Here is a 19,523-nt window from a genome sequence, read left to right as displayed (position 1 = left end):
CTCTGCAACTCAGCTAATTCTGAAGTAGTGCAACGTTCTCATGGGGTACCCAGCCCCATTCCCCTTCAGATGTTTCTGCCCAGTACCAGCCGTTCAAAGAGCGCTTGACGGTAAGTCTCTCATCCACGTTTACCGTCAGTTCGTGTGCAGTGTAGTCTTCCAGACAGACCGCTTCATGCGGCCCCGACAGGATAAAGATTTGCTGCGGCGCCCAGCCTGACTTGCCGGATGAGAGCGTGACCCACACCCAGCCGCGCCACTCGAGATCGCTGTGGCTAATGGCGACAGTTTCATGGCGTTTGATCTGAATGGGGTTCGGGAAAGCTGAAAGATAATTCTGGGTAACAATCGCGACGCTATTCACAATATGGCCTCCTTTGCTCAGTGAACAGCCAAAGCCTGGCACAACGCTGGTTACTGCGAAAGTCACCTTTGTGCCCTTCGGGCTAAATCGCCCGGAAGGACAAAAAGGTTAGCATTCAATGCTCAATAGCAAAATCTTCATCGTTGGTTCGCCAGCGCAGCGGCGGTGACAGGCTGTAATTCCCTTCCCTGAGAAAACGGCGCTGTTCAAGCTCCACGCGGGAGGTATCTTCGTGGGCTTTTTCTTCTCGCATTATTTTCACTCTTGCGTCCAGGAAAGCATTAAGCCAGGCCTTTTCGCTCCCGCCCTGCGTGGGTGTTTCGGCCACTTTTTTTGCCGCCGCACGAATACCACCGAACGCATCACGTTGCTCACCTGGTCCATGCATCACTAGCGCATCATAATAGATAAACTGCCCCAGAGGACCTAAGCCATCTTTTTTCGCCTGAGCTACGGCGGGTTGAAGGTACTGCTGAGTGAGGATTTGATCCTGTGCCGCCCGGAATGCGGGATCTTTTGCCGCCCGTTTCCAGGCATCAACAAAATCGGGATCTAGCCCAATATGGGCGCTGCTTTCTTCTTCCGCTAGCACTTTTAGCGCAGGGAGATAGCCAGCGAGCGGGTTATCCGCCTGCTGCGAGGTGTAGAGCTCCACAACATCGAGCATATCGCCATTGGCGGAAGTAAAACCGATCAGACCAGCGGTATAGCCGCGATCGTCGTCGATATCTTCTATATAGGCATACTGTTTTCGCCAGTCCAGCGAGGAGTTTTCCGCACTGGAGACCAGCTGCATGGCGATCTCTCTTTTGGCTGGTGAGAGCAAACCTTCAGCAATTGCCTGCGAAGCCAGGCAGAAACCGAATAATAGAAGTAGCCCAAACTTTGGTGACGGCATCATTTTCTCCTGAAAGACCGTTCGCAATATAGACCGATAAGTTGCAGCCTGGTTCCCAGGCAAACTGTTATCCATTTTTGCAGTCCCCCTGTGCCTGCCTTATCCATTTAAAGACTTTGTATAGTAATTTTTGAGATGTAAAAAATGACCATATCATTATGGCCATTTTTTAATTTCAATATTTTTAAGCAATAACAGTGATTATCAGTTCATCAAGTACATTACCATCCAAACCTAATACTTTAGGATTGGATGGGCCTGTCTCATTATAGCCATCAATCGCTTTTAGGAATAAAGTGTAGTCACCAACTGGCAAATCGTCGGGAATTGTACACGACATATATGTTGTTCTGGGGTTGCTTTGATAAGCACCAGCAATCTTTCTACCAATCTCATAAATTTCGTCATCAGGTGCTTTTAGATAAGCAATTAAAGTGACAATCTCTACATTATTGAAAGGATAGTTATCCCCTAATAATATCAACTCACAGGACACATCAAGAGAATCACCATGTTCAATAGTCTGTTTATTGATAACTATAGATTCAGACAATAAAATGTTGTCATAAATATTTCTGTAATGAACGGTGAATTTTGCCGGATTTACAATGCCTGCATCAGCAGGAGTCAGCAATTTCTTTCCCTCCTCAGTGTCAATGATCACTTGCAGCTGATAGTTTTTAGATTGCTCACTTCCATCGAGAGCAAATTTTGGCATATTCAACACAATAGGAATCGATACATCACGCGATGTTGCAAAATAAATAGAGAACCCACTATCAACGACGACATTTTTATCTTCATCAACAATTTGATATCTAAAAACAGGTCCAGCATGAGGTAATTTAATTTCATCAGAAATTCTAAGCTCAAATTCGAAACCATATTTCCCGTCCGCATAATAGTACCTTGACACATCGATTTCAGATGTCAGCAAATAATCCGGAGTATAATCCATTGAAGGATTCGTCACATAAACCACGACTGGATACTGTATATCTGCCGAAGGAATGATCTTTCTATTAGAAAGTATGGTGGCGGTTTCTGATTCGCATAAAATAAGTTTATGTGAAGCTTGTGACTTAACACCACTAAAATCTGCCGCTATTGAATATGATTCATTATCACCAGCGACTAAATCAACTGACTCTTCACCTAACAAAGCGTAGGCGTTGGAATCATTATCTACAGCGATTAAACTAAGGCGAGTATTTTTACTTTGATTACTTTTAATCAAGAAGCCAACACTCGAAATTTCATCACCGGATATCTTTTCTGGCACATTCAAATGTGAAACAAGAAGATCGGCTGACTGTTTTCGCGAAAAACTTACCTTACAAAGCAAGGCAGAGTCACTACTGCTTTTAATAAACACTTTGTCATTATTATCACCAATCCATTCAATGCCAAAATGGCAATCACCAAAAAATATATTACTTGGAATTTTAACATTTAAATCGATAAGACGGTTCTCACCCACCTCTAAACTCAATTCGCATTCCTCTCCCAAATAACCACGCCTAACTTTATTCTCGTCGAAAATAACTACCCTAAGCATACCATTTACATTAGCATCATCATTACTATTATGTAGTGTAAATAAAAGCCTGATATCATCGCCAGGAGAAAATGCCTGAGCATTGGTTGAAAACACATCGCACACTATCCCTGTGTTATAATGCGGTCTTATTCCTATAAAAGCCTGTGTCGGGCGGCATCCGTTTAATCCATCATCAAGAGTATACCAATAAGGCTGTCTACCCCATCCATAATTGAATGAAAACATGCCATCATCACGATATCCATCGCAGACTATAGCATGTCCCGGAATAGATATAAAAACAGGCCTGTTGTTATTCAACTCCTCTTTGACTAAGTCGTGAAATTCATTAATAGAAAAATACTTACTCTCTGGCTCCTTCAAATCTATATGCCCAATATTATCATCATACCCAAAATGAATAGGAAGATTTTTCATCAATTCCAGGGGATATCCGGCTGCGTTTTTCTCAGTTGCCGCTGCCATCCGTGCATGGTAGGACAGCATGGATACAGCATCAATATTTTCCTGCGCTGACCAGGTGGTGAGTTGATCGCTCATTGATGACCAGGAATATTCAAAACTATCAACATCAACTTCTATTTCTTTATACTTATCGTACATAATGCCTTTAGCACGAAGAGGATGCTTGTGATAATTCATTATCTGCGCACCTGCAACCCCAGTACATCCAACAGGAGCGGTGGTTGTGACTTCACCCTCTAATCTGAGCTGGTAGTTATAGGGATGATCTTGATCCCATCGGGTAGTAAGAAGTGAGTTAACACTCGATGATATTTTTTTTAACATATTAAGTCACCTTAAAATGAATTTTTAGCGTTCATTGAAGCCTCTGACTTTATCTTTGACGATAAAAACAATAGTAACCTCATTACATATATATTGAACGCATACCAATATGTGGCTGATATTTTTTTCGCAAAATCAACAACAAATCTAAGATAGATCAACTTAACGGAAAAAACATCACTATATTTGGTAGGTTATTGGCCAATAAATAACAAATGTCATGAAACATATAAAAATAGCAGTGCAAAAACATGATAAAATATCGTAAAGATAAGATGCGCGGAATTTAAATGCGCACGAAAAAAAACAACGATAATTAAAATCGTTAATATTAAATAATGATAGCGGCAAGCCATAAAACCAAAATTAAACCCATGGTAAACAAATGGCTATTTTCGGCAAAGCTGTAAAAACAGTGCGTTAGCATGATCATTCAGCTCTTCCATGTAAGGGCGTGGAAGTTTAATTATGCGAGGGATAGCTGATTACCTCTCATGGAGAAAAAACAATGGCCGGAATTACGGTTAGCCTCAATTTTGAAGGTTACTGGCGTGAAGTATACAAAGAATATGTGCCAGCTCAGTCAGGGATTTATTGTGTCTATGCCTGCACTTTTAATCAGACTGAAAAAAGCGTAAGTATCAGGAAATTAATTTATATCGGTGAGTCTGCAGATGTACGTCATCGCCTGGCTACTCATAATAAATTAGATGACTGGAACAGACACCTTCAAAGAGGTGAAACCCTGTGCTATTCAGTTGCAACAATCCCTGAATCAAACCGGGTAAGGGTTGAGGCCGCACTAATCAGCAAAGTTACGCCGCCTGAAAACAGCGAATACACCGGTGACTATCCTTATCTGAGAACCACCGTGCATCTCACTGGACAACACGCAGGCTTACCAGAATCGTTGTCAGTCGGCAGCCTCTAGAGCCCAGGTTCGTCAATAACTCGTGGTGCATTTAAAGCACCACTTTTCTCACGCGACAAAATTCCGTAACTAACTTAACTATAAACTCTTCGCCACGCTTACCATCAAGGCGCATTTGGCAATTTTATTCGCAATCCCCACCGCCAATCCATTGTCTTTTTCATCATGAAATATCTCATTCACTTTCTGATTGTTGGGTGCCAGAAGACCTCAGGTCTGTATGCCCTGAGCGAGCGGTACAATTCAAAAATGATCATTTGTGCTGCAGTCTCACTTCCTTCCAAACTTGACTCCAGACGGGAAAACTTTAAAAATAAGCCAATTCATAAAAAATTCCACACCTATATTTGGTAGGTTGCAACAACATAAAATAAATATCAAAAATACAGATAGATAACTACCAGCCAACTTCACTGCCAGATATTTACAAATAGAAAAAATGCATAATATGTAGAAGCGTGCTACCGTAAATAACTCACTCTTATGAACCGACCAAGAAAGGATAAATGAGATGAAAGTTATTAAATTGAATTTCAGCAATGGTACTAACTCATTATTTTCTCAACTCTGTATTGATGATCACATAATTTTAGAGGATGGCTCTGAAGAAACTAACTGGGTTTTAGACAGGAAAACAGTCAGAGTCAATGCAAAAAGCCTTGAAGTTAAATCAGGAGAGTTAGGATTACACGAAGGCGTTCAGACTAAAATAGACGAAATGTCAGATAAGTATGAAGTACTGTCCCAGCATGTTCATTCAAAAAATGAACTAAGCGAAAGTGATTTCAATGAGTATGATAGGTTAAACACTATGCATATAAGAAAACAAGTTTTTGAGCAGAGAGGTAAAAATCCTTCTAAAAAATAAAGCTAAAATGCCGGGTTTTCCCGGAATTTTCTTTGACTGTTTACCTCGCCATAAACATCAACAGCCGACACAGACCGTGATGCCATTATTCTTTTGCAGTGTCATACGACCAGTAAGCCACTGACTTCCCTCAGGGATTATACAGCTCGTCTATTGGTTCATTCCCCATGCTTTAAGACGTTGCCACTATTAGTCATACTCTTTCTGAGATGATGTGGTTGTAATCCCCGCGATCTCTTCAGCCCATTTTTATTACCACCTAATTTGGTAGTTGACTATATTTCATCTTATATGACTAGCGACTGCATTCTGATTCATTTCAATAAAGACCACAAAAACCAATAGCAAATAATAACAAAACCAACCGCATGAATTATATTTCACGCGCTCTAAAAATAAAAAAAACAATCTGTGCGATATTTAATATCGTTATAATAAATAACGCCAAAAAAAATCGTCAACACAAAAACGCAAACTATAATAATTTATGAAACAGCGACCACCGCAATATTTAACCAACCATAACCATTGAGGAAAACATAATGAATATTCAAATTATCGTTAATCATGTATCAGAAGGCCAAAGCAATTTCGTAACTTATTATGGTAACTTAGAAACATTCACCCAAATTCAAGTCGGAGATCACTGGCGTTTAGATGACAGGGGCGGCGCAACGCTGTGGACAGTAAGTGAGCGTACAATTGACATTGTAACACATCCAACTACGGGTAATATTGAATTTAGCCAGCTACGCTTCACCTTAACCGCTTAATATAGCATCTTATAAGACACTTATAATATGGCTGTATCAACATCTCAGTCATATTATATTTTAGTGCACATTGATATTCTTTCTACAATCCCATTATTCACATTAGCATTGCCCTTATCAATTTATTTAATTCTCGCCCACCAACAACACCGAAATTATAAGGAGTGAAAATGAATGCACGCATTTTTTTACCACTGCTAGCATCAACATGCTTTATATCTAACGGCTATTGCTCAGAATTATTTGGTAAAGCATCAACAGATATAAATAATGCACAGTCTGAACTCATTAAGGAGTTAAAAGAGTCATCATCAACAATAAACGTATCTATCTTTGATCTATCATTAGCTAAAGAAAATCTCAACAGCGACACATTGACATTAAAGACGACTGAAAACACTCAGGTTATTTATCATAAAAAAAGCCTGACAACCAGCAATGGAAGTAGTGTTTGGATTGGATTTAAAGATAAAAATAACACTAGTGACCTGGCAAATAATATTGTTCTCGTTAACCACAATGGCAGCATAGCTGCTTCTTTTCGCGTTAATGGTCAATTATTCCAGGTATATCCACTCAAAGAGAACAAAGTTGTTGTTATAAAGGTTGATGAAAGTAAAGTCCCGTCAGATAGTGAAATTAATGAAAACATCGAGAATAAAGCCGTAACCTGCCCAACCTACCCGTCTTACAGTGGTGATTCAGGAAAAAAAAGTAATATCAGAGTTGCAATTGTAACTACAAAACAATCAAGAGACCGTCTATCTTCAAGCGATATTTCAGCATTGACTACTTTAGCATTCACAGAGGCCAATCTGGGTGTATCTAATAGTGATGTAGGAATTAACTTCGTATTGGCAGGCATACTGGATGCTGATTATACAGAAACAGGAAACTATAGTAATAACCTATCACAAATGAAAACGTCTAGTGGTTCATCACTAAGCAGTCAACTAAATGATTTTAGAGTAAAAAACAAAGCAAGTCTGGCAGTAATGTTATTAGGAACGTCAGGGGAAGCAGGGACGGCATACAATGACGCCACAGCTTCAACAGCATTTGCCGTAATTCGTTACAGTTATCTTACTGGCACCTATACTTTCGCCCATGAAATGGGACACAATATTGGCGCAAGCCATGATTTAGCCCAGTATGACAATAATCAACCCAAAAGACTCCCATGCTATAGACATGGTTTCAAACATGAGGATTCAAGCGCTATCAATAGCTGGCGCACCATTATGTCTTATAACTGCAGCAACGTTTCTTGCTCAAGAATAAATATGTTTTCAAATCCACGGATGAGCTATAAAGGCATACCGAGTGGCAGCGAAAAATATGAAGACAATTCTCGACGCCTGAATGAACGTAGAGAAACCGTTGCATCATTTTACTAACGGTACATGCCCCTGCATCGGGGCATTAGTTTCGAAAAGTACATCAGCAAAAAAGTTTCGTTTACACAGATAAATCATACCCATAAAAAACATCCGCCAATGTTTAATAACTTATATAGCAGAGGGATTCATCATGGATATAGATAATATTATTGCCGAGCTAAATAAAGACTGGTTTGACAGGTTCACCTTCTCATCAAGCTCAAGAGAAATTGATGGTCTCATCTTTAGACAACGCTACAGTGTAGATTATGAGAACAGGCCTGTTCCAGAGAGCAAATTCATGGTTCATGGCACTGATACAACATGCTAGCGATAAACCATCTGTGCGCTTTTTTTATTCATTTGATACGCCACAATCATGATGCACTGTTTACGTCAATAAGTGATTGCTCATTTTACGAACTAAGTAATAGAATACTTATCGTTAAAAGTGAACTACATTATTCTAAACCCGTGTTCACAAAACAAATTGACGTTGAGTCGGAAATTATTCAATTCAAAGACCGGTTTGAGAAACACAAAATGGTTTTTCTGGATGCAAATGTTTCAATAAATAACGGTCTCCATGAGTTCAGGATGAACGGTGTCATAAACATGCGCGATGAATTGTTTTGATATCCTCCCTTTTTTGAGCACAAATACTCATCACCATTAGTTAATCCAGTGGGGAACTGTCGAATTTATAACTTGTTCTACGCATATGATGGTCTCCAGTTACCTCCCTCTGCTGGCGGCTATACACTCTTTTTGTGTCAGGGATTTTAAATAAATCACTGAAGATTGCCTTTATTTTGGAGAAGGTTGGGGAAGCGTTATTCAGGGTGAGAAACTGTTATCCATTTTTGCAGTCGCTCTGTTCATACAACCCAGACGTGGCGCGGCCTACAATCGAGCCGAATAATTTTCTATGCGGAGTTCTGCATGTTCGGTTTAGACGCTTTTCACCTGGCGAGGATCCAGTTTGCTTTCACTGTCTCCTTCCACATTATTTTCCCGGCCATCACCATTGGGCTTGCCAGCTATCTCGCGGTACTTGAAGGGCTCTGGTTAAAGTCTAAAAACCCGGTTTACCGTTCGCTGTACCACTTCTGGTCGAAGATTTTTGCCGTTAACTTTGGCATGGGCGTGGTCTCCGGGCTGGTCATGGCCTACCAGTTCGGCACCAACTGGAGCGGGTTCTCGCAGTTTGCCGGCAGCATCACCGGCCCGCTGCTGACCTACGAAGTGCTGACCGCTTTCTTCCTTGAAGCTGGTTTTCTGGGCGTGATGCTGTTCGGCTGGAACCGCGTTGGCCCAGGCCTGCACTTCTTCGCCACCTGCATGGTAGCGCTCGGGACAATCATCTCCACTTTCTGGATCCTCGCCTCAAACAGTTGGATGCAAACGCCGCAGGGCTTTGAAATTCACAACGGCCAGGTCGTGCCGGTGGACTGGCTGGCGGTGGTCTTTAACCCGTCATTCCCTTATCGCCTGCTGCATATGTCCGTGGCGGCGTTCCTCAGCAGCGCTTTCTTCGTCGGGGCTTCTGCCGCCTGGCATCTGCTACGGGGTAATAGCACACCGGCCATTCGCACCATGTTTTCAATGGCCCTGTGGATGGCGGTGATTGTCGCCCCAATTCAGGCAATGATTGGGGACATGCACGGCCTGAATACGCTCCAGCATCAGCCGGCTAAAATCGCCGCCATTGAGGGGCACTGGGAAAACCGTCCCGGCGAGCCGACGCCGCTGCTGCTGTTCGGTCTGCCGGATATGGACCAGGAGCGCACCCGCTTTGGCCTGCAAATCCCAGCGCTCGGCAGCCTGATCCTCACCCACAGTCTGGAAAAACAGGTGCCTGCCCTAAAAGAATTCCCGAAAGAGGACCGCCCTAACTCGCCGATTGTCTTTTGGTCGTTCCGCGTGATGGCGGGCTTAGGCATGCTGATGATCCTGCTCGGCGTCGCCAGCCTGTGGCTTCGCTACCGCGACCGGCTGTTTGAGAGCCGCCCGTTCCTGCGCTTTGCGCTGTGGATGGGGCCTTCGGGGCTGATTGCCATTCTCGCCGGGTGGATTACGACGGAAGTTGGCCGCCAGCCCTGGGTCGTTTACGGCCTGCTGCGCACCAAAGATGCCGTGTCTGCCCACGGTACGCTGCAAATGAGCCTCAGCCTGGCCGCTTTCTTTGTGGTGTACATGTCGGTATTTGGCGTCGGCTACGGCTACATGATCCGGCTCATCAAAAAAGGCCCGCAGCCGTTCGACGACCATCCGGCACAAGGCACCCCGGCTCGCCCGCTGTCCGCGGTCGCTGAATCACTCGAGGAGACGCGCTAATGGGCATCGATTTATCCGTTATTTGGTTTGTAATTATCGTTTTCGCCACCCTGATGTATATCGTGATGGACGGTTTCGATCTGGGGATTGGCATTCTGTTTCCGTTTATTCGCGACGCTGAAGACCGCGATGTGATGGTCAACAGCGTGGCACCGGTCTGGGACGGGAACGAAACCTGGCTGGTGCTGGGCGGGGCCGCCCTGTTTGGCGCTTTCCCGCTGGCGTATGCGGTTATCGTCGATGCCCTGACTATTCCGCTCACGCTGATGCTGGTGGGGCTGATTTTCCGCGGCGTCGCCTTCGAGTTCCGCTTTAAAGCCACGCCGGCGCACCGCCCTTTCTGGGATAACGCTTTCCTGGGGGGATCGATTCTGGCGACTTTTTGCCAGGGTATCGCCGTCGGCGCCGTTATCTCAGGCTTTTCAGTCAGCGGGCGGCATTTTGCCGGTAGCCAGCTTGACTGGTTAACGCCGTTCAACCTGTTCTGCGGCCTGGGTCTGGTCATTGCCTACGCCCTGCTGGGTGCCACCTGGCTGGTGATGAAAAGCGAAGATCCACTGCAAAGAAGAATGCGGAGCCTGACCCCGGCATTGCTGCTGGCGCTTTTGGCCGTGATAGCGGTGATAAGCATCTGGACGCCGCTTCGCCACGCGAATATTGCCGAGCGCTGGTTCTCCCTGCCAAATCTGCTGTTCCTGCTGCCGGTCCCGCTGCTTGTGGTGCTGTTCAGCCTGTGGCTCTGGCGCAGCGTGCGGGCAACCGACAGCCTGCACGCCACGCCGTTTGTGCTCACGCTGGGGCTGGTTTTTCTGGGCTTTAGCGGACTGGGCATCAGCATCTGGCCAAACATCATTCCGCCGGACATCACGCTGTGGCAGGCCGCTGCGCCACCGCAAAGCCAGGGCTTTATGCTGGTAGGGGCGCTGTTTATTATTCCGATAATCCTGGTCTACACCTTCTGGAGCTATTACGTATTCCGCGGGAAGGTGCAGCCCGGTGAGGGGTATCACTGATGAAAGAAACCGCCAAACGTCTTATATGGATGGTGATTCTCTGGAGCGCCAGCGTATTAGCGCTGGCCGCAGTGGGGATGGGATTTCGTCTGCTGATGACCGCCGCAGGCTTTAAATCTTAAAGTTCTGAACCGTATGTTGGGGAAGGGATTTTATTCTGTCCTTCCCCATTTTTGCGCCAAAATCACACCGCGATGAAATTGATTTTCTTTAAAACTGTGCTAATTCTTTAATGCGTTAATGAGGAAAAACAGTTAACCATTTCAATGAAACATTCAGAGGATGACAAAGATGAAATATATGCTACCCGCACTGGCTTTAACGCTGTTAGTTTCATCACCTGTTTTTGCGGCAAAACAAATTACCCATGAAGAATCATCTGGTTATACAAAAGTTGGCGATCTTTCCCTGGAACAAGACGGGACCCCGACCGTCGGACACAAGGATTTATCCAAAGAGGTAAATCAAAAGTGTGAAGCGTCCAACGTGAAGCCTGCCGACTGCTTTTATGTGATAATCGCCGCCACCGGCGACGAGTCTAATCATAAAAATATTAATATCGAAGTCTTTAAGAAATAAATAACCAGACGGCCCTAAAACAGGGCCGTCATTCATTTTTATTTCACTTCTGTTTTCACGCTGGCCTGCGGCACATTACGATATTGTAATATTCCAGCGGCAACCTCTAAATAACGCAGCGAAAAATACACTCTGTCCTGCCCCGCTGCGGGTTTGACAGACATTACGCGTTTCTGCTCGGCAGTAGAAACAGGCTCGGCGCTAAAGTGAGCGGTATTTTTATCCTGACGGAAGAGTTCGATCACCTCACCGCTGCTTTGCGTTTGCCGGTACAGCGCTCGCGCAGCAGGCGTTAACACCCCCGTCCCCGCTCCGTCCTGCACCCAGATTTTCACCCCGCTGTGGCTCAGGGTGGTCACCCATTTCTGGTAGCCATCCGGCGACATATTGCCGGCAAAGAAGCTGCTGACGGCAACCGGTTTATCGGCCACCGAGGCAAGAGACTCATGGGTTTTTGTCAGCCATGCCAGCGCGGCCTGCTGCATATCCGGGCTTCGCCAGCGGCGGTCGTCCAGTTCGCTGCTGATGTACCAGCCCGCAATGTTTTCAGCCCCGAGTACCTGCGTCCAGCGCGTGGCAACCGCCACGTCCCGGGCGCGCAGCAGGTTAAAGTAATTTTCCAGCGCCGCGAGCGGCTGATTTTGCCGTTCGAAGAATTTATCGTCCGCGGCCAGGCCCAACACCAGCTTCAGCCCGCTGCTTTTGACCAGACGCGCCTTGCCTTCCAGCCAGTTTTGCGACTCCCCGCCGGCGAAGGCGTCCCCGTAGCGGCTCCACTGAAAGACCAGAGTATCAATGCCCTGTTGCTTCAGCTGCGCCAGCATCGTGGTCCATTGCGGGTCGGTCATCGACATATCACGTAGCTGGGGCTGATACATTACCGCGTTAATGGCAAAGGCAGACGCCGGGCAAAACAGCACGGCCGCCAGCGTTAATGCTGGAGTAAATTTCATTACCAACGCACTCCTATGGTAAGGAACAGACTGTTTTTGGAATCTATATCGCGATTGCGGCCGTCGAATACCCGCTGGTATTCCAGCCCCACGCTCGCCTTGTGGGGATAAGCATCATAGTGTGTTTCGCCAAACCAGGTGTTATAGCGAACGCCTACGCCGCCGAGCCTGTTATCCGCACTGCGTGAATGCCGCGTCTGGTTGTTGTACTGCAGGTGCCAGTAAGGTTCGACCGTCTGTCGATCCGAAACCTTTTGGTGCCAGCTTTGGCGATAGTCGGCCGTGTACAGCTGATAGTCGTATTTCACGAAATGTGCCGCGTCCAGATAGAGGTTCTGCGCAAACCAGCCTTTACCCAGCGGATGCCAGTCATCGCTGTACTCCCCGCCGTTCAGGAACGAAGCGCTGGCTCGCAGCATCATATCCGTCCGGGCATTGGCCGCCTTATCGAGAGGAAGCTGCTGCTCCACCGCCAGATAAATAACCTGCTCACGTAATGGCTTCCAGCGAACGCCCATTCCCACCATCGGCTGGTAGACAGGCGCGATATTACTGTGCCCGGCGCTGCCGCCAAACAGACGGGTGTAAACCGAAAGCTGATCGCCATTCAGAATTTGATTCTGGCCGATCCGGTACTCAGCTTCGGCCTGGCCATAGCTACGGTTGCTTCTATCACGTGAGACGCCGCTGCCCGCGCCCGCTTCATTTTTAGAGGCGGAGGTCAGGCCAAGCGAGCTGTCAAAGGAGAATGTCCAGCGTCGCTGGCTATCTTCGTGCACGCGGCGGAAGGCAAAGCGCTCTTTTTGCTGCGCGTCGGTTAAGCCTTTGGACGGGGTCAGCGTATGGTCGATATCATCCACCACGCGTTCGCTGTAGCGTTTTGTTTGCGGCTTGTCATCCAGCCTCTGGTTGATATAAACCATCTGCCGCAGGATTTCCGGCGAGTCAGGCATGGTTTGCAACGCTTGCTCCAGCTCGCCGCGCGCGCCGGGCATATCGCCCGCTTTAAACAGCGCAAAACCGCGCGTGGCGTGATCCTGCTCCGGCGGGCTCTCAAAGTTCAGCTCCGGCATGGCTCGCTGCCAGGCCACCTGTCTCCAGTAGTCAAGCGCAGCGCTGTCTTTCGCCAGCCAGGCGCTGCGCGCTGCGGCACGAATATCTTCATCGCTAAGCGTTTTAACCGGCACGCTCCGCAGGCTACTTTGCGCCAGCGCGTAGTCTTCTACGGCAAACGCCAGATAAGCCACCTGCCGCGCGTAATAAGGATTAGCATCGCGGGATTGAGCCTGCCGGGCGGCATACAGCGCCATTCCCGGTGCGGTTTGCTGGTAGCATTCCGCAAGGTGCGACCAGCTTTGCGCATCGTACTGCGGCGACATGTCGCCCAGGAGGGTGATGACTTTATCGCACTGGTCTTTAAGCACGCGGGCCTGGGCCATACGGATTTCAGCGGCGGAAAGCGGTTTTGGCTTCACAACCGGCAGCGCCGCCTCAGGTAACTTCATCCCGCCCCACGTCACCATCAGATAGCGCCAGTTATGCTTCTCACTGTCCGTATCAAAGGCAGGCTTGTGGCTGGACAGGTAATTTTCCAGTTCGGGGTGTTTCTTGCGCTCCGCCAGGGACTGCGCGTAGGCCAGCTGCATACCCGGGGTGTTCATGACGCCCTGCTGCTGGAGATCCAGAATACGGCGATCGCGCCCCAGATGAAGCAGGATGGCAAACCACTGCTGATACTGCTCTTCGCTCAGCGTCGCCAGCCTGTCCTGCAGGGCAAAGCCGCGATCGGCCGTTTGCCACTCCTGCAGATAAATAGCGCGCTGAGTCAGGTTGTTAATCAGCGTGTGACCCGAGGGCGAGGTGCGAAACGCATCGTCGTTAAACTGCTGCAGCGCGATATCCAGCGCCCCAAGTTGAACGGCAAAGTTACCCACTTCAGCGCGGCACGACACGGAAGGAGAAGCGTTGCACTCATTATTAAATGCCAGCAGTTGCTCCCGAGTGGTCACATTTTTGGCCGGCCGGGGGATAGCGTCCAGCGCCTGACGGACCTGGGCGTTGCCGGGCATTTTGCGCAACTGCTCATTCAGCAGCGCTATGGCTTTATCGTCATGATGAAAATGGCGATACGCTTCGGCAAGCCAGAGCGTCAGTCGAACGCTATCCGGAGCCAGCTCGCGGGCGTGCTGAAAACTGCTGATGGCACGCTGCTCATCGTTGGCTTTCAGCGCTTTTTGCGCACGTTCAATGTGGGGATACACCTTGAAATAGCGGTAATCGCTCAACCCCAGATCTTCTTTCGAGCCTTCGGTAGCCGCCAGGGAATACCCGGCGATCATCAGGCCGCATGTCAAAACGGCTAACGGTTTAAGGCAGAACTTCATGCTATTTCTCCCGCAAGGCTGGAGATTTGCAGGCTGCTTAACCCGGCTTTATGCATCAGCCCACTCAAAGAAGGCTGGAGTATTTTCTGCTGTTCCAGCGCGTGATCGACCGCGTGTTGATCGACAACCTGTTCCTGCACCAGGAAGTCACCAAACTGCATTTCGCTGCGTTCATAGCGCAGCAGTACCGCTTTCAGGACCGCCTCATCCAGGTGACTTTCCGTAATCAGCACTTCGGCAAACAAAATTTGTCCGGAGACATACTCCTGCCAGATAGCTTCGGCCTGCTCCGGACTTAACATTTCGGTATTTACCGCTCTGCTGAGCAGTTCCGACGGGTCGTTGTCGGCCTGGAGATACCATCGACGTAGCCCCACCACAACTTCACCGCGCGGCACGATAACGTAGCTGACTGGACGCTGAACTTTGCGTCCCAGCGCAGCAAGAGAAACGGGGTCAATGGCGCTTTCGCTCGCAAAAATCAGCGTTTCCTGCTCCTCACGCAGCGGTAGCACCGCGTAGTGCAGCGCCACGTTTGCCGACACCGATTTAACCAGCGACTCATCTAAGCGACGGCTGTCGATGATTTCCATCGGCACGCTTGCCTGTTCCGCCAGGGCACGCGCTAACTGTTGGGACGTAATCACCCCGCGATAAACCAGGCTGCCCCCGAGTTTGAGGCCGGGTATTCTGTTTTGCAGCCCATCCATCAGTTGCTCTTCGCTGATAGCGCCCTGACTGACCAGAATTTCACCCAGCGGACGCAGGGCACGGTTACGGGTATTGACGGTCGGGAAGTCATGGGTTGTTTTATCCCAGGCAACGCGCCTCGGATCACCATGTTGGATCACCTGACGAATCGCACGCCAGTTGGCCATAAAGTTGATTAAATTCCCCCAGAACAGGCGCGGAATGGACATCAGTCCCTGTCCTAAGCCGTAGTAACCGGTGACGAAAATTATTCGCTGTAAAATTCGGTTGGCCATCAGGAAAAAGTTTATCCACAGCAGGGTACTGAGCCATGCGCCGCCGACAAAGATCGACAGAAACTGCCAGGCGCCTTCTACGCTGCGCTGATAGATTAACAGCGCCACCAGCTGCAGCATCACCAGCATGGCGGCAAAACTCAGGAAGTTAGCCACGGCGCCTTTCCGGTCGCGCCACAGGAAGTAGTTAAGTACCCAGTTATTGCTCCAGCGATGCGTCTTAAATCCCTGAAAGACGATCCCGATAATCCAGCGGGATTTTTGGCGCACCGCCGTCGTGTAAGTATCCGGGAAGTACTCACGCACGCAGATCACTTTTGCGGTACGTTTGCGCTGGCCGAAGGGCTTTGCGGCACGATCGGTGTCGTCCACCACCGGAAAACGACAGAATATCTCCTCCATCCCTTTTTGCCGCAGGCGGAAACCGATGTCATAGTCTTCGGTCAGACTTTGCACATCAAAGGCGATACCGTCACCATCTGCAAGGAGCGCCAGCACCGCGCGGCGGCTGAAGCAGGTGCCGACGCCAGCGCTTGGCACCTGGCCTGCCAGCGCTTCACGCACCGGGACATCTTTGCCGTGCAGCTCGGAGAACTCGTCGAGATAGCTCAGGCTGGTGAAATGCGTCCAGCTGCGTTCGAAGGGGTAAACCGGGATTTGAATCAGGTCTTTACGGTCAACGAGATAGTTGAACAGGCGCAGCTCCATCGGGGAGATGACATCCTCTGCATCGTGCAGGATAAACCCAGAAAAGGAGAACCGGGCGTTACGCTCAAACTGCAAAATCGCATCAAGGATGTTATTCAGGCAGTCGGCTTTACTGGTTGGACCCGGGCGGGCGCAAACCACTTTGTGCACGTTAGGGAAACGGGCACACACCTCATCGACGTCGCGCTGCGTGTCCGGATCGTTAGGATACGTGCCGACAAAAATATGGTAGTTCTCGTAGTCGAGCGTGCTTGCCGCAAGGCTCGCCATATTGCCAATGACGCCGGTTTCGTTCCAGGCCGGCACCATAATGGCAAGCGGCTTTTCCTGCGGTTCATACAGCTGCTTATAGCCTAAATGACGATGTCGACGATAGACGGTACAGGCGCGCCAAAGGCGACGGAGCCAGAACACAATATCAATAAACAGATCGTCGATTCCGCTGATAAGCATCAGAATCGCCAACCCAATCGCTATGACCTTCAACCCATACAGATAAGTAGAAAAATAGTCTACTAACCAGTCCATGCCTCACCCCGAGGTTATTTATCGTTAACGACACTACACGACATCGCAGGCGTACGGTCAGCCTCAAATGTTACCGGTATCATAGTTGATCAGGAAAATCTTACAAAGGATAATATTTTGCTATTTTCTTTCCTCAACATTAAAGGCACTACTCATTAACCATATAACCAGCGTAAGATTCTTTAATTAACAAATTAAACAGTTCATAAACATTCGTCTGGATGAATTCACCTTTTTACCTGCCCGTCTTTCGAAAAATACGGCACCAGGTCAAAATAGCGCTCCGCAACCGCCGACCCTCACTGGATATACCGACATGACCTATAGCTGGCTTATTCTCGCCATCGTTGCCGAAGTGATTGCTACCACCGCGTTAAAACTTTCCGATGGTTTCAGCCGCCTGTGGCCAAGCGTTGTCACGATTCTTTTTTATGCCGTCGCATTTTACGCGCTGTCTATTACCATGCGCACTATCCCAACCGGGATCATTTATGCCATTTGGTCCGGTGCCGGCATCGTGCTGATCGGCATGATTGGCTGGCTTTTCCTTGGGCAGAAACTCGACTGGCCTGCGCTGGCGGGGATGGCGCTGATTATACTCGGTGTACTGGTTATTAACCTCTTTTCTAAATCCGTTGCTCATTAATGCTGCCCGGGCTGCCTTATACCGGCAGCCCGAGGCTGTTAATTTTGCTCGGCCACCATGATGGCCATCGTATCCGGCTCCAGCGCCCGGAAAATATGCGGCTGATCTGCCGGGTAGCAAATATAGTCCCCGATGCCCAGCTCCGCGGCAGACTCCGTCAGGCCAACCAGCGCCCGCCCCTGCGTGACAATCATATGCTCCACCGAGCCCGGCGGATGCGGTTCTGATAGCCTTGGCGTACCGGGCTGCGCCTCAACCAGATAGATATCCCGACGCACGCCAGGTGGACAGGTTGCCAGCAGAATAGCGGCATAATTAGCCTGTTCGGCGGCAATCCGGCTGCCCTCGCCCCGGCGAATAATCTGCGTCCGGGCGCTTTGCGGCTCCAGCAGCGTGGCGAACGGAATATTTAACGCCACGCACAGCGCCCAAAGCGTCTCCAGGCTAGGATTACCGTTCCCGGCTTCCAGCTGTGAAAGCGTGGATTTCGCAATTCCGGCCCTGCGGGCGACTTCCGCCAGCGACAGCCCCGTCCGCCCGCGTTCCCGCACCAAACTTTTTGCGATGGTGTCTATTGGCTGGGTCATAAAACTCCCCCACTGTTCGTTAAAATGAACGATTCGTTCGCTTGATATGGTAACAGATTGCGGTCATTATAATGGCGATTTCGTTCGATATGGAAAACATAAGATGATGCGAGAACATCTCCGCACCCTGCCCGGAGACACCAAAAAAGCGATATTTCTGGTCTGCCTGGCCGTCGGCGTCGTGGGCGTCTCCTACGGCTCGCTGGCGATGGCCTACGGGTTCCCACTCTGGCTACCGGTTCTGGCTTCTTTTGTCGTGCTGGCGGGGGCATCCGAATTTATGTTTATCGGCATTATTGCCAGCGGCGGGAATCCTTTTGCCGCCGCGATGGCCGGCCTGCTGGTTAATGCCCGGCATATTCCGTTTGGCGTCGCCGTAAGGGAACTGGTAGGCACGCGGCTGCTAAGCCTGCTGGGCTGCCATATCATGAACGACGAGAGCGTGGTGTTCGGTCTGTCTCAGACCACGCCTGAAAAACGCAAAGCCGCCTACTGGCTCTGCGGGGCTGGCGTCGCGCTCTTCTGGCCCGCAGGAACGCTGCTTGGCGCAGGCGTGGGCAGTCTGCTTCCCTCCCCGGAGGTTATCGGGCTGGATGCCGTTTTCCCGGCGATTCTGCTGGCGTTGGTGATCCCGGCGTTTAAAAGCCGCACCACTTTGGTTCGCGCCTCGACCGGAGCCGCCATTTCCCTTGCCGCCACGCCTTTCGCCCCCGTTGGGCTGCCGGTACTGCTTTCAATGCTGGGCCTGCTGGCGAGGAAAAAATAATGACCAATACATTGACCGTGCTTGCCGCCCTGGCCGTGCTTTCTGCGGGAACCTGGCTAATGCGCTTCAGTGGCGCAAAACTGGGCAGCAAACTGGCGCTCTCCGAACGTTCGCAAAAACTGCTTAACGACGGGGCAACGACCCTGCTGTTTTCGGTGGCGCTGGCAACCACCTTTTTTGAAGGCGCCCACTTCGCCGGATACGCCAGGTTTGCAGGCGTTGCCGTGGCCGTAATCCTTGCCTGGCGCAAAGTACCGCTGATTTTTGTCATTATCGCCGCGGCGCTGGTTACCGCGCTCCTGCGCCTCGCCGGTCTTCACTGATGGGCTGCCGCTTTTGCGCGGCCCTTCGCATATCCCGCCTTAACCGCAGCGCAACAAAACGCCTTCCTTGCTCGTTTTTACCTTGCTGACAAACCTTTAAATCACTTTTGATTTGCCGAATAGTTTCGCCCTGGGATTATCGCTAGAGTA

Annotated in this window: 18 protein-coding genes; 11 read left to right on the top strand and 7 right to left on the bottom strand. The window is 49.1% G+C overall.

From position 1 onward, the window contains the following. Positions 1-13 precede the first annotated feature (13 nt). The 3 genes from F3J29_RS05765 to F3J29_RS05755 form a co-directional block, all read right to left on the bottom strand. Positions 14-430, bottom strand: a complete 417-nt coding sequence (locus tag F3J29_RS05765; protein ID WP_353620532.1) for an SH3 domain-containing protein — start codon at positions 428-430, stop codon at positions 14-16. A gap of 49 nt (positions 431-479) precedes the next feature. Then, positions 480-1,265, bottom strand: coding sequence for a chitosanase (locus tag F3J29_RS05760; protein ID WP_286175168.1), 786 nt, complete (start codon positions 1,263-1,265; stop codon positions 480-482). Between the two features lie 181 nt (positions 1,266-1,446). Further along, complete coding sequence (locus tag F3J29_RS05755; RefSeq protein WP_166863735.1) at positions 1,447-3,612, bottom strand: C10 family peptidase; 2,166 nt, start codon at positions 3,610-3,612, stop codon at positions 1,447-1,449. A gap of 508 nt (positions 3,613-4,120) precedes the next feature. Here F3J29_RS05755 and F3J29_RS05750 point away from each other — a divergent pair. The 8 genes from F3J29_RS05750 (at position 4,121) to F3J29_RS05715 (ending at position 11,492) form a co-directional block, all read left to right on the top strand. Then, positions 4,121-4,543 (top strand): GIY-YIG nuclease family protein, encoded by a 423-nt coding sequence (locus tag F3J29_RS05750; RefSeq protein ID WP_166863733.1) that lies wholly within the window; start codon positions 4,121-4,123, stop codon positions 4,541-4,543. A 511-nt stretch (positions 4,544-5,054) separates the two neighbouring features. Continuing rightward, positions 5,055-5,411 carry a hypothetical protein gene (locus tag F3J29_RS05745; protein WP_166863731.1) on the top strand — a complete coding sequence of 119 codons (357 nt, stop codon included), beginning with the start codon at positions 5,055-5,057 and terminating at the stop codon, positions 5,409-5,411. A 542-nt stretch (positions 5,412-5,953) separates the two neighbouring features. Next, positions 5,954-6,184 (top strand): hypothetical protein, encoded by a 231-nt coding sequence (locus F3J29_RS05740; protein WP_166863730.1) that lies wholly within the window; start codon positions 5,954-5,956, stop codon positions 6,182-6,184. 170 nt (positions 6,185-6,354) lie between these two features. Then, on the top strand, positions 6,355-7,581 hold the full coding sequence (locus F3J29_RS05735; RefSeq protein WP_166863728.1) for a M12 family metallo-peptidase: 1,227 nt from the start codon (positions 6,355-6,357) through the stop codon (positions 7,579-7,581). 924 nt (positions 7,582-8,505) lie between these two features. Beyond that, complete coding sequence (locus F3J29_RS05730; protein ID WP_166863726.1) at positions 8,506-9,900, top strand: cytochrome ubiquinol oxidase subunit I; 1,395 nt, start codon at positions 8,506-8,508, stop codon at positions 9,898-9,900. Beyond that, the gene (gene cydB, locus F3J29_RS05725; RefSeq protein ID WP_166863723.1) at positions 9,900-10,913 is read left to right on the top strand and encodes a cytochrome d ubiquinol oxidase subunit II; all 1,014 of its coding nucleotides are present in this window, start codon (positions 9,900-9,902) and stop codon (positions 10,911-10,913) included. Before F3J29_RS05730 ends, cydB begins: the two co-directional genes overlap by 1 nt. Beyond that, a complete protein-coding gene (locus tag F3J29_RS05720; RefSeq protein WP_166863721.1) occupies positions 10,913-11,035 on the top strand; it encodes a DUF2474 domain-containing protein in 123 nt (40 codons plus the stop codon). The genes cydB and F3J29_RS05720 overlap by 1 nt, the downstream gene beginning before the upstream one ends. A 169-nt stretch (positions 11,036-11,204) precedes the next feature. Next, positions 11,205-11,492 (top strand): YdgH/BhsA/McbA family protein, encoded by a 288-nt coding sequence (locus tag F3J29_RS05715; RefSeq protein WP_008461440.1) that lies wholly within the window; start codon positions 11,205-11,207, stop codon positions 11,490-11,492. Positions 11,493-11,530: 38 nt separating this feature from the next. Here the strand turns inward: F3J29_RS05715 and F3J29_RS05710 are convergent, their stop codons facing one another. From F3J29_RS05710 to nfrB, 3 genes are read right to left on the bottom strand one after another with little or no spacing between them, the layout of a single operon-like run. Beyond that, positions 11,531-12,445, bottom strand: a complete 915-nt coding sequence (locus tag F3J29_RS05710; RefSeq protein WP_166863719.1) for a DUF4434 domain-containing protein — start codon at positions 12,443-12,445, stop codon at positions 11,531-11,533. Then, entirely contained in the window at positions 12,445-14,829 is a 2,385-nt protein-coding gene (locus F3J29_RS05705; protein ID WP_166863716.1) for an NfrA family protein, read from the bottom strand. The genes F3J29_RS05710 and F3J29_RS05705 overlap by 1 nt, the downstream gene beginning before the upstream one ends. Then, positions 14,826-17,051, bottom strand: coding sequence for a cyclic di-3',5'-guanylate-activated glycosyltransferase NfrB (nfrB, locus tag F3J29_RS05700; RefSeq protein ID WP_166863714.1), 2,226 nt, complete (start codon positions 17,049-17,051; stop codon positions 14,826-14,828). The genes F3J29_RS05705 and nfrB overlap by 4 nt, the downstream gene beginning before the upstream one ends. Before the next feature lie 316 nt (positions 17,052-17,367). On the opposite strand from nfrB, the gene F3J29_RS05695 reads away from it, so the two are divergent. After that, entirely contained in the window at positions 17,368-17,697 is a 330-nt protein-coding gene (locus tag F3J29_RS05695) for an SMR family transporter (protein ID WP_008461433.1), read from the top strand. A 38-nt stretch (positions 17,698-17,735) separates the two neighbouring features. On the opposite strand, the gene F3J29_RS05690 is transcribed toward F3J29_RS05695, so the two are convergent. Next, on the bottom strand, positions 17,736-18,284 hold the full coding sequence (locus F3J29_RS05690; protein WP_166863712.1) for a helix-turn-helix domain-containing protein: 549 nt from the start codon (positions 18,282-18,284) through the stop codon (positions 17,736-17,738). Positions 18,285-18,390: 106 nt separating this feature from the next. On the opposite strand from F3J29_RS05690, the gene F3J29_RS05685 reads away from it, so the two are divergent. Further along, positions 18,391-19,050, top strand: a complete 660-nt coding sequence (locus tag F3J29_RS05685) for an AzlC family ABC transporter permease (protein WP_166864975.1) — start codon at positions 18,391-18,393, stop codon at positions 19,048-19,050. Next, entirely contained in the window at positions 19,050-19,373 is a 324-nt protein-coding gene (locus tag F3J29_RS05680; protein WP_166863710.1) for an AzlD domain-containing protein, read from the top strand. The genes F3J29_RS05685 and F3J29_RS05680 overlap by 1 nt, the downstream gene beginning before the upstream one ends. The last annotated feature ends 150 nt before the right edge of the window (positions 19,374-19,523 follow it).

The organism is Enterobacter sp. Cy-643 (genome assembly GCF_011752815.1).
GTDB lineage: Bacteria > Pseudomonadota > Gammaproteobacteria > Enterobacterales > Enterobacteriaceae > Cedecea.
Note: the sequence above shows the minus strand (reverse complement) of the source record. Positions and strands in the feature narration are given on the sequence as shown.

Coding starts and splice junctions, on each gene's coding strand:
- F3J29_RS05750 (WP_166863733.1), top strand. CDS start 4,121: ATGGCCGGAATTACGGTTAGCCTCAATTTTGAAGGTTACTGGCGTGAA.
- F3J29_RS05680 (WP_166863710.1), top strand. CDS start 19,050: ATGACCAATACATTGACCGTGCTTGCCGCCCTGGCCGTGCTTTCTGCG.
- F3J29_RS05760 (WP_286175168.1), bottom strand. CDS start 1,265: ATGATGCCGTCACCAAAGTTTGGGCTACTTCTATTATTCGGTTTCTGC.
- F3J29_RS05735 (WP_166863728.1), top strand. CDS start 6,355: ATGAATGCACGCATTTTTTTACCACTGCTAGCATCAACATGCTTTATA.
- F3J29_RS05715 (WP_008461440.1), top strand. CDS start 11,205: ATGAAATATATGCTACCCGCACTGGCTTTAACGCTGTTAGTTTCATCA.
- F3J29_RS05705 (WP_166863716.1), bottom strand. CDS start 14,829: ATGAAGTTCTGCCTTAAACCGTTAGCCGTTTTGACATGCGGCCTGATG.
- F3J29_RS05695 (WP_008461433.1), top strand. CDS start 17,368: ATGACCTATAGCTGGCTTATTCTCGCCATCGTTGCCGAAGTGATTGCT.
- nfrB (WP_166863714.1), bottom strand. CDS start 17,051: ATGGACTGGTTAGTAGACTATTTTTCTACTTATCTGTATGGGTTGAAG.
- F3J29_RS05745 (WP_166863731.1), top strand. CDS start 5,055: ATGAAAGTTATTAAATTGAATTTCAGCAATGGTACTAACTCATTATTT.
- F3J29_RS05740 (WP_166863730.1), top strand. CDS start 5,954: ATGAATATTCAAATTATCGTTAATCATGTATCAGAAGGCCAAAGCAAT.
- F3J29_RS05730 (WP_166863726.1), top strand. CDS start 8,506: ATGTTCGGTTTAGACGCTTTTCACCTGGCGAGGATCCAGTTTGCTTTC.
- F3J29_RS05720 (WP_166863721.1), top strand. CDS start 10,913: ATGAAAGAAACCGCCAAACGTCTTATATGGATGGTGATTCTCTGGAGC.
- F3J29_RS05690 (WP_166863712.1), bottom strand. CDS start 18,284: ATGACCCAGCCAATAGACACCATCGCAAAAAGTTTGGTGCGGGAACGC.
- F3J29_RS05710 (WP_166863719.1), bottom strand. CDS start 12,445: ATGAAATTTACTCCAGCATTAACGCTGGCGGCCGTGCTGTTTTGCCCG.
- F3J29_RS05755 (WP_166863735.1), bottom strand. CDS start 3,612: ATGTTAAAAAAAATATCATCGAGTGTTAACTCACTTCTTACTACCCGA.
- cydB (WP_166863723.1), top strand. CDS start 9,900: ATGGGCATCGATTTATCCGTTATTTGGTTTGTAATTATCGTTTTCGCC.
- F3J29_RS05685 (WP_166864975.1), top strand. CDS start 18,391: ATGCGAGAACATCTCCGCACCCTGCCCGGAGACACCAAAAAAGCGATA.